This window comes from Desulfoluna spongiiphila (assembly GCF_900101345.1).
In the GTDB taxonomy this organism is placed as follows: Bacteria; Desulfobacterota; Desulfobacteria; order Desulfobacterales; family Desulfolunaceae; genus Desulfoluna; species Desulfoluna spongiiphila.
Map to the genome: position 1 here is coordinate 42058 of NZ_FMUX01000026.1, position 14584 is coordinate 56641.

A 14584-nucleotide genomic window follows, 5' to 3' on the forward strand; every position below is an offset into this window, starting at 1 on the left:
GTAATCACGGGCACTTAGTTCAGGACCGCCCCCCACAGCGACATCAGCGGGGACCCGACAGCAGAAGGCGGACCGGAATGGACAAGAGTAGCAGATATATCGACATGTGCAAAGGGGCCAGAGAAATTCAAGAAACCTGGAACCACAAAACAGGCGACATCTTTGCCACGGAGGAAGGAGAGGTGCTCTTCTGGGTCCCGGGCAAGTACGGGGCCCCGGAAATCAAAAACGGCTTCGGGGTAACGCGCACCGACAAGGTGGTCACCCTTGCCCGCTACACCTGGCTGCCCCGATACAGCCAGCTCATCGAAACCGCCCAGGAAGGCGCCGGGACCAGCTTCCGGGATGTCACCTTTCACTTCTACTCATGGCTGGACACCCCATACGGCCCCGAGGCAGAGCAACGCCCCAAAGAACTCTTCTCAACCAACGAGCAGGTGTGGCTCGCCTATATAATGGAGAAACGATACGACAAAATGTGGTCGGAGGCGGGGTGGAGGAAAAGCGGGGCTAAGGGCTAAGGGGAATCCTTCGTCAAGGAAAACGTGAGACGTGGCAATTAGTGACCATCAACACAAACCCGCAGAGGCTCCCCAGTATCTTTATACCCCTTTTCCCACGGACGGCCAGAAATGATGATACCGTGTCCTCAGCCGAGCAGAGATTATATGACATTCCGTGCACTCCCCCCGCTTTGGCAGCAAACGTCATTGCGGCTTCCCCTGAGGAACGAAGGGTAAACCGCAATGACAATATGCTTTCGAGGTGGCTCACCTCGCCGCCGGAGGCAGGCTTTTCCGGCTTCTTTAATCTTAAATGACTCGTTTTGTCAGGCAACCTCTCGCGGGGCCAGGCTGATGGCATCGGCGGGGCAATCCGCCGCGCAGAGGCCACAGCCCAGGCAGGAGGAGAGGTCCTCCATGCAGGGGTAGCCGTTGGGGTCCTTGCCCTGGGGCGGTCCCACGATAAGACACCCCGTGGGGCAGGCATCCAGGCAGATCACGCAGGCCATACAGCGCTTCTGGTCAAAAACCGGGGCGGGCCAGCTGTTTTTTTTCATGCGCACGGCCGGAATCCCGAAGGGATCGGAAACAGCCCCTGCCGGGCAGATCCGCCCGCAGCTGCCACATTCAATGCACAAGTCGGCAGCGATCGTATGCTGCTCTTTCTTTTCTCCGGTGATGGCCCGGGTGGGGCAGATTCGGCTGCAGGAGCCGCACCCCGTGCAGGTATCGGTGATGGTATACGCCATGAGTCTTCCCCCTTACAATGCAGCTTCAAGTTCCCGGATGGTCTCATCCAGGGGTTTTCCGGTTTCGGGGTCCCATCCGAACTGCGTCCAGTAGTCCCGCATCATCTCTTCAATGGCAACGCTGCGCCCTTTGTTGGCCCCCTTGGACTGGACCGGCCGCCCCAGGGCCCGCTCCGAAATCTTGAAATCCTTCGGTTCGATGCCGTGGCGCACGTTAAAAGCCTGGCGCAGGGTCTGCACGTTGGCCCCCACCTCCATGTACTCGTTAGGCGTCAGGGTCCAGCCGGTGGCGGCGTTGAGCCAGTCGAACAGCCGCATGCGCCTGGCCCCCAGAAAGGTACCGAAAAGGCAGGCCCCGGAGCCGTTGACCACATTCATGAACCGGCTGTTGGCAGCCCCGATCTTGGCCTTTTCCTCATCGGCCTTGTACTTGCTGCCCTTCATGTACAAGGGGGTGACCTTTGGCAGATCGTCCACCACCTGCCAGAGCTTGAACATCTCGTAGTAGAGCCCCGATCCCACGGTGTGCTTGCCCGGTGAGGGCTCCACGCTGTAATGCAGGGCAAAGCCGGGGTCGTTTCGCGAATCGTGCATGGCCGGCTCCTGGCCTCCTGCGTGAACAGCAAATGCCTCGGAGCCCTTGCCGATGCGAGGGGCCGCCTGCTTAACCCCGTCTGCCAGGATGTGTCCGATCCCCTCGCGCGCCACCATTTTTTCGATAAGGGCCACGATGGCCTCGCTGTTGCCCCAGGTGAGCACCAGGCCGTCTGTGTCCTTTTTCGTGAAGACCCCTTCCTCGTAGCACTCGATGGCAAAGGCCACCGCGTGCCCCGCGCTGATGGAATCCATGCCCGCACGGTTTAAGAGCTCATTCAAATAAAAGATGGAGTCGATGTCCTTGTTGAGAAGCAGGCCCCCAAGGGAGAGCACCGTTTCGTATTCCGGCTTGTGCGTCTCGCTGTACTTGCCTGCGGTGCTGCAGATCCCCCCACATCCCAGGGGACACGAGTAGCAGTGGTACTTCACCTGCTCGCACCGGGTAAAGGCCGACGGGCTTGAGCTGCGACTCTTGAACATGCCCCAGTCTTTGCTCGTCCCCTTCCAGTTCTTGATGGGAGAGTCCCCCATCTCCACGGACATCTGGTTCATGGCCACGGTACCCCATTTTTTCAGCATGATCTTGTAAAGGATCCCGTCCTGGGCCATGACACTCGGAAGAAGCCGCATGAGGGCACCGGTGCCTGCCATCATGGGGGCGGACATAAAGGGAGGCTGAAACTGCACCCACTTGTTGCAGATGGCGCTGAGGCGTTTCATCTCCTTGCGGTTGTGGGGGGAAATGCGCTTGTTGCCTGCCAGGACAACGGCCTTCAATCGCTTGGACCCCATCACCGCCCCGAGCCCCGAACGGGCCGCCATGCGCCCGTAGTCCGTTGCCACACCGGAAATAAGGGAGACGCTCTCTCCGGCCGGACCGATACAGGCCACACCGATCTTGCGCCCTTTTCTCCCCTGCCTGAAATGGGTCTCGGTCTCCACGGTGTCCTTGCCCCACACCTCCGAGGCGTCCCTGAGTTCGGCCCCGTGGTCGTCGATGTAAAGCGTCACCGGGGTCTCACTGATGCCGCGGACAAAGATCCCGTCGTAACCGCAGCGCTTGATGGCAGGTGAAAAGGTGCCGCCGCAGTTGGCATCCCCCCAGGCTCCGGTCAGGGGAGATTTCCCCACCAGGGTCCACCGACCGGTAAAGAGACTGCCCGTGCCCGTGAGAAGCCCTGAAACAAACCCGATCATGTTGTCCGGCCCCAACGGATCCGCCCCTGCCGGGATGTGCCTGTAGAGCATGTACGCCCCCAGGCCCATGCCCGAGAGATACTGCCGGTAAACCCGATCCGGGATCTCTTCTTCCCGGACGCTCTTATCCCCAAGATCCACGATGAGGACCTTGCCCATGTATCCTTTACCCATGATGTCTCCCTAAAACTGATGCCCACAAAATTCGGACGAAAAGCCACGCCTTCTATGGTTAAAGAGATGGAAAAACAGCCTCCGGCGGCCCTGCCGGGGGCTAAACTTTTAAAAAGTTTAACAAACAGGTCTTAAAAAGTATTCTTGCATGAATTTCGTCTTAAAGGCGGATGTGATTTGCCCCGAGGAACGAGGGGAAAATCACATCCGCAGCCTGCTTTCAAGGTGGCACACCTTGCCGCCGGAGGCATGTATTATGCGGTCTTCACGAGCCCCAGGTCCAGCGGGTCACCGGCCCAGGCCGCCTCCATCACCATGAGGGCGTCATCGTAGTCCACCTCCTCGGGGTTGTAAAAGATTGAGCCGTCCCCAAGGGCTGTCCGGGCGATGGCGGGCAGGTGTTCCCGTGTCACCGCAGGGTTCCCGTCCCGATCCGTCACCTCTTTGAAAAAGCGGCTGTGGCGCCCGCCGGTGGCATCGTACAGGGCCTGGTTGAATTCGCGGATACAGGCCACGGTCTTTTCCGCGCGCTTGTCCACCGGAGTGGCCGCGTACACCGCGTCCCCTGCAATGGCGTAGAGAAGCTCTCCTGTCCATTGGCCGTTTTTATGCATGTTGTACTCCAGGCCATAGGGAAGAAGGATGGACATGCAGGTTCCATGGGCCACATGGCACACGCCCCCCACCGAATGCCCCAGGGTGTGCACCATACCCACCATGGAATTTGAGAAAGCGATACCGGCCAGATTGGCAGCCGTGGCAAGGGCAAGGCGCCCCTGCTGATCCTCGGGATGCTTCACCACGTCCATGAGGTTGCGGGATATAAGGGAGACCGCCTCCATGGCAAAGGCGTCGCTGATGGGGTTTTTGGAGAGGCAGGTGTAGGCCTCGATGGCATGGGTCATGGCATCCATGGCCGTGGCCGCCGTCAGGTGGGGCGGCAGGGTCAGGGTCATGCGCGAATCAAGGACCGCGATATCCGGGAGAAGAAAATGGGAGGTGAACAGGAGCTTCCGGTTCACCGACGGGTCGTTGATCACCGCAACCAGGGTCACCTCGGAACCTGTCCCTGCCGTGGTGGGAACCGCCACCAGGGGCTTTAAGGGCCGCTTGAGCACCCCGGCCCCTGAAAAATCAAGGAGGTTCTCCGCCTCTTCGGAGACCATGATGTTCACCCCTTTGGCCGTGTCCATCACGGAGCCGCCCCCCACGGCGATGATGGCATCGCAGCCGGCGCTGCGGTACACCGAGGCGATACGGTGCACGGTGTCCACATCGGAATCCACGGGCACGTCATCTTCCACGGCCACGGCGGGCATACCCGATGCCAGGGCCTCTTCCACAATGGCGACAAGCCCGACCGCAGCCACGCCTTTGTCCGTGACGATCATGGGCTTTGACGCCCCGAGGCCTTCAAGCAGGGCGGGAATGCGCTCCAGGGCCTGGTGCCCCGCCACAGTCTTTACACCGCAAAAAAACTCATAATAACCTGGGTTGTACATTAGGACACCTCCTGTATGGCTCGGGTCGACTGGTTCCTCGGGTCGAGACGGGTCCCGTTGTAGGCGGAAAGCAAAAGGGTCTCCACCTCATGGCTCTGCCACCCTTCAACCATGGCCGAGGCCTGCTCACAGAGCCCCAGCAGGGTTTCCCTCTCCAGGCCCGCTTCGGAAAGGGTGCGCGGAAGCCCGCCTTCGGAAAAGAGCCAGAGGCGATTGATGGTCTCCCGCACCATGGCCAGTGCGGCCTCAGTCCGCTGCTGTACCGGTGTGGCGCAAAGCAGGTCAAGGTCTCCCAGGGCGGCGAGCAGATCGGAGAGTTCCTCTCCCCGTACCCGGTGGGCGTACTCCAGAACTGTGGGCAGCAATACGGCGGCAAGCACCTCGCGGGAGACTGTGGCCACCGGAGCCAGAACATCGGCCAGGACAAAGGTCGTGCTTTTACGGGCCTCAGGAAGCAAGCCCCCCGAAACCGCCATGGCCGTCACAAAGGCCACCTCCTCCTCCCGCTTCCCCTCGCTTCCGAACCAGCGTGAAAGACGTCCTCCGGGCTCTCGGGGCTTGAACACAAGGGGTGTCAGCCCCGCTATGATCCGTTGCGCGGTGAGGCGCGCATAGGGACGTGCCAGGGGGTTTACGGCGCCTGAATCATAGAGGGAAAGGGCTGCGGCCAATGCGCCCAGCCCGGCTTCGGCCAATCCGGTATGGCCCTGATTTGCAAGCATCCGGGGATCCACGGCGATGAGGTTGGGGCAAAGGCAGGTGCCCTGGATGAGGCGGCTTTCCAGTGCCGCCTCCGGGGCGGCTTCCCTGCCGGTCAGCGCCAGGGTGGGTACCCAGGCAAGGGGCGCCGTTGCCCCTGCCGTTCCCCCATCGGCCAAAAGGGACCTCAAGGCCTCGGGACCGCCTGCAGCGGCCACGGCAAGGCCTTTGGCCACATCCACCACGGCCCCGCCGCCCACGGCGATCACCGCATCAAAGCCGCCTTCGTCATAATGGGTCCATACCTCACGAACGGTCTCAAGGGAGGGGATGTCATCCATGGCATACACCCCGAAGGTAAGCCCTGAGCCCTTAAACGCCGCCTCAAGGGGTTTAAGACCCCCTTCGCTGTCCAGCTCGCCGGAGCACACCACCATGGGCCGCTGTGCCCCGAACCCGCCCAGGTCAAAGGGGAGGTGCTCCAGAGCCCGTGCTCCGGCCCCGATCTTTGACGGAAATAGAAATTGCGTCACGCCCGTATCCATAGTGCATTCCTCCATCATTTATATCCCGGTCACGGTTCGAAGATAGACCTTGCTACGGCCCAGCAGATGACGGGACCAGGACCAGCAGGGGTAGCGTTTCACGGCCAGCTTTGCGATGAACTTCGGCAGGAGGTAGACCTGCACGATATCCAGGACCCGCACCACGGCACAGGCCTCGGGCACACCGCCGTCCACGTAAAGGCGAGCCCTGGCGTTGGCGGTGGGGGTGCTCTCCTGAAAAGAGAAAATCATGAAAAAGGCCTGCATGTGCTTGATGGTCATGTCAAGGTCGATGGTCTCGCCCTTGCCCTGGCCCAGGTAACGCACCTTGCCCCCAACCTCCTTGCGCACAACCATGCGAGGCCCTGACGGCAGAACGCCCAGGGAAAACGTCAACCCGTCCGGTAGCGCTTCAAATTCGCGTTTCACGTCCTCATCAACCTTGGAAGCCGCAACGATGGCGCGGCCCACAAACCAGAGCATCAGCGTGATATAGAGCTTTTGAAACACCCTGCGCCCCGACCTAACCTCTCTGAATTGTCCCATACCTGCTCCTTGAATTCTGTCGTCCGCCTGAATCGGCCTGCACCCTGCCACATTATCTAACAAAACTGCAGCATCAAGAACATTGTTCGCATTTTCCGAGAAAAAAAAGGCCGGTGTTCCCGGGCCCTTTGTTTCGCCTCTCGGCCAGCTGGCCGATTCACATGAGCATATAGCAAAGCATCGTTTACTGTCAAGCGACCCCTCGCATGCCACCAGGGCCAACGCCTTTAGATTTGCCCTCCGGCGGCCCTGCAGGGGGGCCAGACTTTTGAAAAGTTAGGCAAACAGGTATTGAGTGCGATTTTGGTGCTCGTATTTCGATTGATTTCGCTTAATGTGTATGCCCCCGTAAAAACAAAAAACCGGCCCACCGCCCTTATCAGGCGGCACAAGCCGGTTTTACGTTACGCGATATGTCTCGGGTGATTCAGGCTGCCGGCAAGGACTAACCGGTACCGTTCACCATATGCTCCCGAACATCGTCCCTGGCATCAGATAGATTCGAGGGACGCCCCTTCACGCATGATGAGAAGGGCCAGTTTGTGCATGTACTCGCGACGCTCCGCTTCGTTCCTTCCAGGGTAGTTGCGGAAGGTCATGACGATACCGGCAAGGGAGGCGAAAAACGCCTGGCTGTGGAAGCGCAGCGGGGTCTCTCCGTCGGATTTTTTGACCACCTCATCAAACATCTTGGTGAAGTAGAGGAGTACTGCGTTGAACTTCTTCAGGGCCCGGGGGTTCTCTTCGCCCCGCATGAGGAAGTGGCACATCATCTGAAAGGTCGCTTCGTTGTCGATCATGTAGTCCACAACCGCCACAGCAAGGGATTCGATGGAACCGCCTGCCTTGAGACGGGTTTCCAGAAGCTGCTCGATCTTGTTGATGTCCCGGATGAGGGCCTCGACAAACAGGTCGTCCCGGCTGGGGAAATATCGATAAATGGATGCGGCGGAGACGCCGGCTTCGCTGGCGATATCGCGCATGCCGATTTCGTGAAAGTTTTTGGTTTCAAAAAGCTTCATGGCAGCTGAGATGATCAGCCCCTTTCGCACTTCTCGCTCGTTCTCTCTGAGACGCATGAATGTAGACTTGTCAGTCATTTTATATACCCTCCGACTTCTCGGTCCCGCCCGTGGGCCGGGTACCGTACTTTTTTAGAGCAATGGCATGTCACAACAGAAACGTCGTTTTTTCACCACAGGTCCTGGCCGCCTCCCGGAGGGGCCGTTCTTACCGATATGCATCTCTAAGGTGGCGCAACCTTTGAGAGCCATTGAGTCAACCTGATCTGTGCGACACAAAACAAAAATTACTTTAACAAATTTCGATATATACTACTGTTCATTTGGCATTGCAACACCTTCTCCCTATTTTTATACGATCGGTATAGTTCTTAGGCCAAAGGGAAGAGCCGTCCATCTCCATCCCAATATTTTTAAGGTGTGTATTCATCATGTTACCACATCGAGACCGGCTCATCACGGAAGAGGAGAAAAACCCGCCTTGCGGATTTTCCCTTAGAGGAAGGGTCGGTGCCTGGCAAAAACAGGTCTTTGCAGGCCTTTTGAACCACCAGCCAGGTGGATTACAACACAACGCCTGTAGGTTCAACCATGGCACCCGTCACAAGCATGTGGGATGACTGGGCTTTTTCATGAGGTTATTTTACAGGCCCACAAAAATCTTATCAAATCGCGGGTCCTCCATCAAACCCCAACCGGAGCCCCGCCCATCGAGATACACTTATCACACACAAAACATCGTTCAATACCAAAAATAAAAAAAAGAGGGCACCCAAATTCAACCCAACAGAGCCTCCGGCGGCCCTCACGCCCCAACCACCTGAAACATTGAGCAAAAAAAAGCCCACGGCCTATCTCGTTTCAGCGTACCGGCTGCACGGTATCGGTCATGAAACGATTGATCACTTCCCGCAGGGCGTTGATGGAGATGGGCTTGGAGATGTAGTCGTCCATCCCGGCTTCCAGGCACCTGTCGCTGTCCTCCTTCATGGCATGGGCGGTCATGGCCACCACGGGCACCCGGGTATCCTTGACACCCGAAGCAGGGTCCCGGATCAGACGCGTGGCGGCAAGGCCGTCCATCTCCGGCATCTGGACATCCATGAGCACCAGCTCGTACCGCTTTTTTTTCAGCAGCGCCACCGCATCTGACCCGTTTTCGGCCACATCGGCGTTGAGCCCCAGCTTGGAGAGAAACTTCTGGGCCACCAACCGGTTGGTGGGGTTGTCTTCCACCACTAGGATGGGGTTGTCCGGGATGCTCCCCTCATCTGTTTCTTCGGTGCCTTTGCCCCCGGCACTATCCGGGTTGTCGCCCGGGGTGGCGGATGCCATGGCCACGGCAAGGCCGTCCAGGAGCCCCTTGGTCTTCACAGGCTTGGCCACCATGGCATGAAAGCCCGCAGATTCGAGTCCGTCCAGTTCCGGAGCCTTACCCCGACGCGTCAGAAGCAGAAGCGGAATGGCGTCCCCGCAGCGTTCTTTCACACGCTGAGCCAGCTCCCCGGGCTTCATGATGGAGAGTTCGCAATCAATAATCACAAGGCTCACGGCACGGACAGAGCCACCGGCCCGCAGAATTTCCAGGGCATGGTAGCCGTTCAGAGCCTCTTCACACCGAAGCTCGGCGGACTCCAGCAGGTTGCGGACCGATTTTCGGGTGGGCAGGCTCTCGGCCACCACCAGGTATTTTCCCTGCCGCAGCCTGTCCGGTACCGGATAGGGTCTGGCCCCTGCCTGGCCGCGGGAAAAGGCGGCGGTGAACCAGAACAGGGCCCCGCCCCCTTCGCGCCTCTTTGCGCCGATTTCTCCGCCCATCATGGCCACGATCTGCTTGCAGATGGATAGGCCCAGCCCCGTGCCCCCGTATTTCCGGGTAACGGAGACATCCTGCTGGGTAAAGGGGGTAAACAGCTCCTCCACCTCCTCTTCACAGATGCCGATACCGGTGTCCGCCACCTCAAACCGCAGCACCACCTGCTCTGCCCCCAAGCTCTCCGGGGTAATGGAAAGGGAGACCGCCCCTTTTCCTGTAAACTTCACGGCGTTGTCCATGAGGTTGGTCAAAACCTGCTTAAGACGCACCGGGTCCCCTGCCAACAGGGAAGGCACCCCGTCGTCCACGGCCCCATCCAGCCCCACATGCTTTTTGGCGGCACGGACGGAGATGAGGTCCATCACATCTTCCACCGCGCTTCGCAGGTCAAAGGAGATGTTTTCCAGGTCGAGCTTTCCGGCCTCCACCTTGGAGTAATCGAGAATGGCGTTAATAATGGTGACAAGGGAGGTGGCGCTGCTTCGGATGATGTTGACGTACTCCAGCTGCTCGGCCCCCAGGCGGGTCCCCAGAAGCAGCTCGGTCATGCCCACCACCCCGTTCATGGGGGTACGGATCTCATGGCTCATGTTGGCAAGGAACGCACTTTTGGCCCTGTTGGCCGATTCGGCCCGTTCGGCGAAAAACTTCAGTCGCTCCACAGCCTGACGCAACTCCAGGGTACGTTCCCGAACCTTCTCGTCCACCTCTTCGCACAGAGCCCGGTTCTCACTGTCGAGGTGCCCCATGCAAAGGGCCTCCTCCATCCAGATCCCCACGGCCTCCGAGGCCTCGGTCCCGGAACACGCCACGGCCCGGACAAAGGGCCCGGTGGGCGCTGCCTGACCGGGGGTATCCAGCAGGTAAAACAGGTGCACCGCCGCATGGGAAGGCACGTTTCGAAGGCAGGCCACCACCTCTTCAACCCCCGGAGCACCCTGCCGGGCAACCACCGCCACGAGGTTGTGGCAGGCGGAGGAGGCCGCATCGGCCTCCCCGGGGGTGGTGCACCGATACAAGGTGGTGATTCGCTCCTCAAGGCCCCGGGTCCTCAGGGCGCTCATCACAAAGGATTCAGCCTCGGTGTCGAGGTCGTAGAGAAGCAGGCTGCCCCTGCCCTCGGAGGGAAGCAGGGACGTTGATGGATCGTTGGATTCGCAGGCACCGGATGGCATGGGGATGCTTCCCATAGAACCGCCTTTTGCAACATGATTTTTTCGCCACATGGCCGTGGCGACACAGATAAACCCCGTAAGTTTTGATGGATTCCCGAAGTCATAGCAGGTGCCGGAGGCACGTGTCAACAAACCGGAATCACATCGTCAAGGACGTCGGAGGCCTTTATGCGGAGCGACCGTCCTGGCTCAAAAACACCCCGGCAATGACCATGGCACCGGCCACAAACTGAATCGGCTTGAAAACCTCCCCCAGAATCAACCACCCGAAAAAAAGGGTCAGCACAGGGATCAGGTTGATAAAGGCCGTGGCCTGGCCGGCGGGCATGCGGACCATGGCAAAGCTGTAGCAGAAGTAGGCCCCGAAGGTCACAAACACCCCGAGGTAGACGATGGTCACAGCAGCTTCCGTGGGAATGGAGTCGGGAATGGGCACACCGAACCCCCACATGAGAGCCGCAAAGAAAATGGCCCCGGCCACGGACTGGACAAAGGTCAGGAACAGCGGAGAATAGCGATAGGAGAGCCGCTTGAGCACCAGGGTGTAACCGGCGGCCGCCACCATGGCCAGAAACTCATAAAAATTGCCCAGGGGCGGATTCGGAGCGGACTCCGTGGCCTCCCCGCCCAGGGTAAGCAGGCACACCCCGGCCACGGCCAGGACGAACCCGGACACCGTCCGCCAGGTCATGGATTCGTTGAAAAGCATCCATGCGCCCACGGCCACCATCACCGGCAGCAGGGCCGTGATCATCCCCGCCTGGGAGGCGGAGGTCAGAACCAGGGCCTTGGCTTCAAAGACGAAATAGAGGCAGGGCTCGCAAAGTCCCAGTGCCAGAAGATACACCCAGTCCCCTTTATGGTAGTCGACCCGGCGAATCTGCCTGAGGAACAACAGGGCACAGCAGGTTGCCACCGCCATGCGCCCGAAAATCACAAAATAGGGGTCGCAGCTCCTGAAGGCAATCTTCAGCGCCACAAACGACCCGGCCCAGAGCACAATGGCCCCGAGAAGCGTTGCCACGGCAAGGCCCCTTTCACCCTTCATCTCAATCACCTTTCACCCTTGTATATCATCCCGGGGGGCGGAATCCCCATCAGCTTGTCTCAACGGATAGACACGGGCACCTTCGAATCTGCTGCCCGACATCCCGCGACACCTCCGCCCTGTTTTTTGTGCGCATGGAGCTTTATCACCTTTTTATATAATTTGGAAACCACAAGGGATCCGCCTTCCGTGGCATCCCCCCCTCTACCCTGCCCGCCCCCCCGGTTTTCACGTGGCCCGTCGCCGTCGATGATGGTATAGTGATTCCAAAGATAAGGGTCCGATCTCCGCTGCCATCCACGGGTTTCGGCCTTTGTCGGTTTTCGGGCCAGGCCCTTGTCCGGGCCCCTGGTGGTGCCTGCGGCATGCCTGATGGAAAGGGCCGTGTTTTTAATTAAAGGTGTATCCCCTGTTTCAGCCTCCGAGGAGTTTTGCCATGCCATGGGAACAACCAGCCGATAAAGCGCCCCTTCCCATCAAATCCTGGTGCACCGACCTTGACGAGGGAGCCCTGCGCCAGGCCCGGAACCTCCAGCAACACCCCGTTCTTGTGGGCCATGTGGCCCTCATGCCCGATTGCCACCTGGGTTACGGCATGCCCATCGGCGGGGTGGTGGCAGCAGATCATGCCATCATCCCCAACGCTGTGGGGGTGGACATCGGCTGCGGCATGGTGGCCCTTCAAACCGACCTGGCCTCTGACGCCCTCTCCAGGGACGATCTTCGCCGGCTCCTGACCCAGGTCAAGGAGAGGGTCCCCCTGGGGTTTTCACGCCACAAAAAAGAGCAGTCCTGGGATGGGTTTTCCCGGCAGCGCCCCCGTTTCATCAAAGACGGGGCCTGGAAAACGGCCCGTGAAAGCCTGGGCTCCCTGGGGGGAGGCAACCACTTCATCGAAGTCCAGAAAGGGGACGACGGCAGCCTCTGGCTCATGATCCATACGGGCTCCAGGAACCTGGGAAAAACCATTGCAGAGTACCACCACAAAAAGGCCCTGGCCTGGTGCCGGAAACACGGGGTGCCCCTGCCCGACGACGACCTGGCGTTTTTCCCCACAGAGACCCCCGAAGGCATGGCCTACATCCAGGACATGAACCTGGCCCTTGCCTATGCCATGGAAAACCGCAGGCGCATCATGACGGCCCTTGCCCACAGCCTGGAAAGCCTTTGCCCTTTCAGCCAGAAGCGGCTGGTGAACATCCACCACAACTACGCCTCCCTTGAAGCCCACGACGGGAAACAGGTGTGGGTCCACCGGAAAGGGGCCACCTCCGCGGCCCGGGGGGAGGCAGGCATCATCCCCGGCTCCATGGGGACCCCTTCGTACATCGTGGAAGGCCTGGGCAACCCGGAGAGCTTTCGCTCCTGCTCCCACGGCGCAGGGCGCGCCATGGGCCGCAACCAGGCCTCCCGTATCCTCGACCCGGAACACTGCACAGCCGCCATGGGGGATGTGGTGTTCGACCGCTGGCACACCATCCGCCACGGCAAACTCAAAGGGCGCCCCGACCTCGGCGAAGCGCCCCAGGCCTACAAAGCCATCGAAGCCGTCATGGCCGCCCAGGCCGACTTGACGCGCCCCGTCGTTCGTCTCTTTCCCCTTGGCGTTTTGAAAGGATAAGGGGCAAAAAACTCACCGCCCACGGACCCCTTGCCGGGAACTCCCCGGCATCTGCTGCCCGGACACGATCCTGTGTAAAAACCCGACCTGCACAAAAAAACCCCGCGGTTATTTCTACCCGAACCCGGCCCCGGGCCCCCCTGGTTTAAAAAGGCCCTCAACCTCCACCGGGTTCCCGCCGATAAAAAATATCGGCGTTCGGGGTTGACAAACGGTAGAGGCCCTTTTAATTTGCGCCTTTCCAGACAGATACAACAGAATAAGGCATGCACACCGACCAGGGCACCCGACGCACCGGTCGGATAAACATCACCCGCAAACAGGCACGGCACCCTTTGCTCATTGGTTTTATAGGGGGGGCCACCCGGGACAGCTATCATGGAAAAAAAACGAGAAACCCCCTTCTCCGCAGGCGATCACCACAGGGCTCCATGGGCCGGATTAACTTTTGTGGTGGGTCTTGCCGCCCTTTTTGTTGTCTTTTATCCTGAGCACATGGAACCGAAGGTGCGGCATTCCCAACCCCCGGTCACGCCCCAGGTTGCGCACCAGGTAACCTCATTGCCCGACTTCGGGGCCATCCCCATCGTGGCTGAAAAAAAAGAGGCGTTCTTCTCCTTCATGCGGCCCATCGTCGAAGCGGAAAACAACGCCATCCTTGCCCTGCGTCACCGCCTGATCGAACTCCACGAGGCCGAAGACTTCGGCGCCGATGAGCACGCCTGGATAAGCGATCTGGCAACCACCTACAAACTCTCCCCCTTTTCACCGGTGGCCACCGAGGACCGCGAGTCCCTTCTGGCCCGCGTGGACATGATCCCCCTCTCCCTGGCCCTGGCCCAGGCCGCCAACGAGTCCGCCTGGGGCACCTCCCGATTTGCCCGTGAAGGCAACAACCTGTTCGGCCAGTGGGTCTTCGGAGAAGGCAAGGGCATGGTGCCCAAAAACCGGACCGAAGGGGCCAGCCACAAGGTGGCATGTTTCGACTCCGTTGCCGACTCCGTTCGGGGATACCTCCACAACCTCAACACCCTCTGGGCCTATGAACCCTTACGAGATATCCGCAGAGAGCAAAGGTCCAGGGGGGAGGAACCGGACGGAGAGTCGCTTGCCGCAGGCCTTGTACGCTATTCCAGCCGGGGCGACGCGTACATCCGGGAGATACAGCAACTTATACGCATGAACGCCTCACTCTTGAGCAAAAGGTAGGCACGCAACGAGAATTTACTGCGAGAACCTTTGTTCAACCTCCAGACATTTCATTTCATTCATCAATCATCCAGCACAGGTCACTTTTGCGTCAAAATGTTTATTTCAGTTATTGTGGCAAACCGTGTTTTATACTATGAGATAAATCAACCACCCCGCTTACGGGGGACCAGATCAGGAG

General features: G+C 59.5%; 11 protein-coding genes. 3 read left to right on the top strand and 8 right to left on the bottom strand.

Annotation, left to right across the window (positions count from 1 at the left end; translation table 11 throughout):
• Window positions 1–77: 77 nt before the first annotated feature.
• Window positions 78–521 (top strand): hypothetical protein, encoded by a 444-nt coding sequence (locus BLQ12_RS24135; RefSeq protein ID WP_139164094.1) that lies wholly within the window; start codon window positions 78–80, stop codon window positions 519–521.
• Between the two features lie 308 nt (window positions 522–829).
• Here BLQ12_RS24135 and BLQ12_RS24140 read toward each other — a convergent pair whose 3' ends face one another.
• From BLQ12_RS24140 to BLQ12_RS24175, 8 genes are all read right to left on the bottom strand, one after another.
• Window positions 830–1252 carry a 4Fe-4S binding protein gene (locus BLQ12_RS24140; protein ID WP_092215084.1) on the bottom strand — a complete coding sequence of 141 codons (423 nt, stop codon included), beginning with the start codon at window positions 1250–1252 and terminating at the stop codon, window positions 830–832.
• A 12-nt stretch (window positions 1253–1264) separates the two neighbouring features.
• Window positions 1265–3220 (bottom strand): aldehyde ferredoxin oxidoreductase family protein, encoded by a 1956-nt coding sequence (locus tag BLQ12_RS24145; RefSeq protein ID WP_092215086.1) that lies wholly within the window; start codon window positions 3218–3220, stop codon window positions 1265–1267.
• Window positions 3221–3474: 254 nt separating this feature from the next.
• A complete protein-coding gene (locus tag BLQ12_RS24150) occupies window positions 3475–4722 on the bottom strand; it encodes an iron-containing alcohol dehydrogenase (RefSeq protein ID WP_092215088.1) in 1248 nt (415 codons plus the stop codon).
• The gene (locus tag BLQ12_RS24155) at window positions 4722–5954 is read right to left on the bottom strand and encodes an iron-containing alcohol dehydrogenase (RefSeq protein ID WP_175470044.1); all 1233 of its coding nucleotides are present in this window, start codon (window positions 5952–5954) and stop codon (window positions 4722–4724) included. The genes BLQ12_RS24150 and BLQ12_RS24155 overlap by 1 nt, the downstream gene beginning before the upstream one ends.
• Before the next feature lie 30 nt (window positions 5955–5984).
• Window positions 5985–6512, bottom strand: coding sequence for a hypothetical protein (locus tag BLQ12_RS24160; protein WP_092215092.1), 528 nt, complete (start codon window positions 6510–6512; stop codon window positions 5985–5987).
• 491 nt (window positions 6513–7003) lie between these two features.
• Window positions 7004–7612, bottom strand: a complete 609-nt coding sequence (locus BLQ12_RS24165) for a TetR/AcrR family transcriptional regulator (RefSeq protein ID WP_092215094.1) — start codon at window positions 7610–7612, stop codon at window positions 7004–7006.
• Window positions 7613–8395: 783 nt separating this feature from the next.
• Window positions 8396–10540 carry a response regulator gene (locus BLQ12_RS24170; RefSeq protein ID WP_175470045.1) on the bottom strand — a complete coding sequence of 715 codons (2145 nt, stop codon included), beginning with the start codon at window positions 10538–10540 and terminating at the stop codon, window positions 8396–8398.
• A gap of 151 nt (window positions 10541–10691) precedes the next feature.
• A complete protein-coding gene (locus tag BLQ12_RS24175) occupies window positions 10692–11573 on the bottom strand; it encodes a DMT family transporter (RefSeq protein WP_092215097.1) in 882 nt (293 codons plus the stop codon).
• Between the two features lie 436 nt (window positions 11574–12009).
• Here BLQ12_RS24175 and BLQ12_RS24180 point away from each other — a divergent pair, with 436 nt between their 5' ends.
• Window positions 12010–13194: an RtcB family protein gene (locus tag BLQ12_RS24180; RefSeq protein WP_092215099.1), complete on the top strand. Its 1185-nt coding sequence runs from the start codon at window positions 12010–12012 to the stop codon at window positions 13192–13194.
• 378 nt (window positions 13195–13572) lie between these two features.
• On the top strand, window positions 13573–14403 hold the full coding sequence (locus tag BLQ12_RS24185; protein WP_217640395.1) for a glucosaminidase domain-containing protein: 831 nt from the start codon (window positions 13573–13575) through the stop codon (window positions 14401–14403).
• The last annotated feature ends 181 nt before the right edge of the window (window positions 14404–14584 follow it).